Origin of the sequence: Cupriavidus sp. SIMBA_020, assembly GCF_046535395.1 — a bacterium.
In the GTDB taxonomy this organism is placed as follows: domain Bacteria; phylum Pseudomonadota; class Gammaproteobacteria; order Burkholderiales; family Burkholderiaceae; genus Cupriavidus; species Cupriavidus campinensis.
Genome location: NZ_JAWRWU010001831.1, coordinates 1 through 230 on the forward strand (window position 1 = coordinate 1; position 230 = coordinate 230).

1 pseudogene is annotated in these 230 nt (G+C 65.7%); it reads left to right on the forward strand.

The features are described from left to right. Window positions 1–230, forward strand: a pseudogene (locus tag SB751_RS35925) (MFS transporter); the annotation flags it as partial.

Genomic DNA, 230 nt, shown 5'->3' on the forward strand with positions numbered 1-230 from the left:
CTTTGCGCTGGTCGCGCTCGCGTGCCTCGGCATGGTGGTGGCGACGCGTTCCATGCCGCAATGGCTACTGATGTCGTTCATGATGGTCGGCGGCCTCGGGCTCGGTTTCGTGATGCCCAACCTCACGATCTTTGCGCAGCAGACGGCCGGTCGCGAACATCTCGGCATCGCCACGGCGCTGCTGCAGTCGTTGCGGATGATCGGCGGCATGATCGGCACGGCGCTCACCG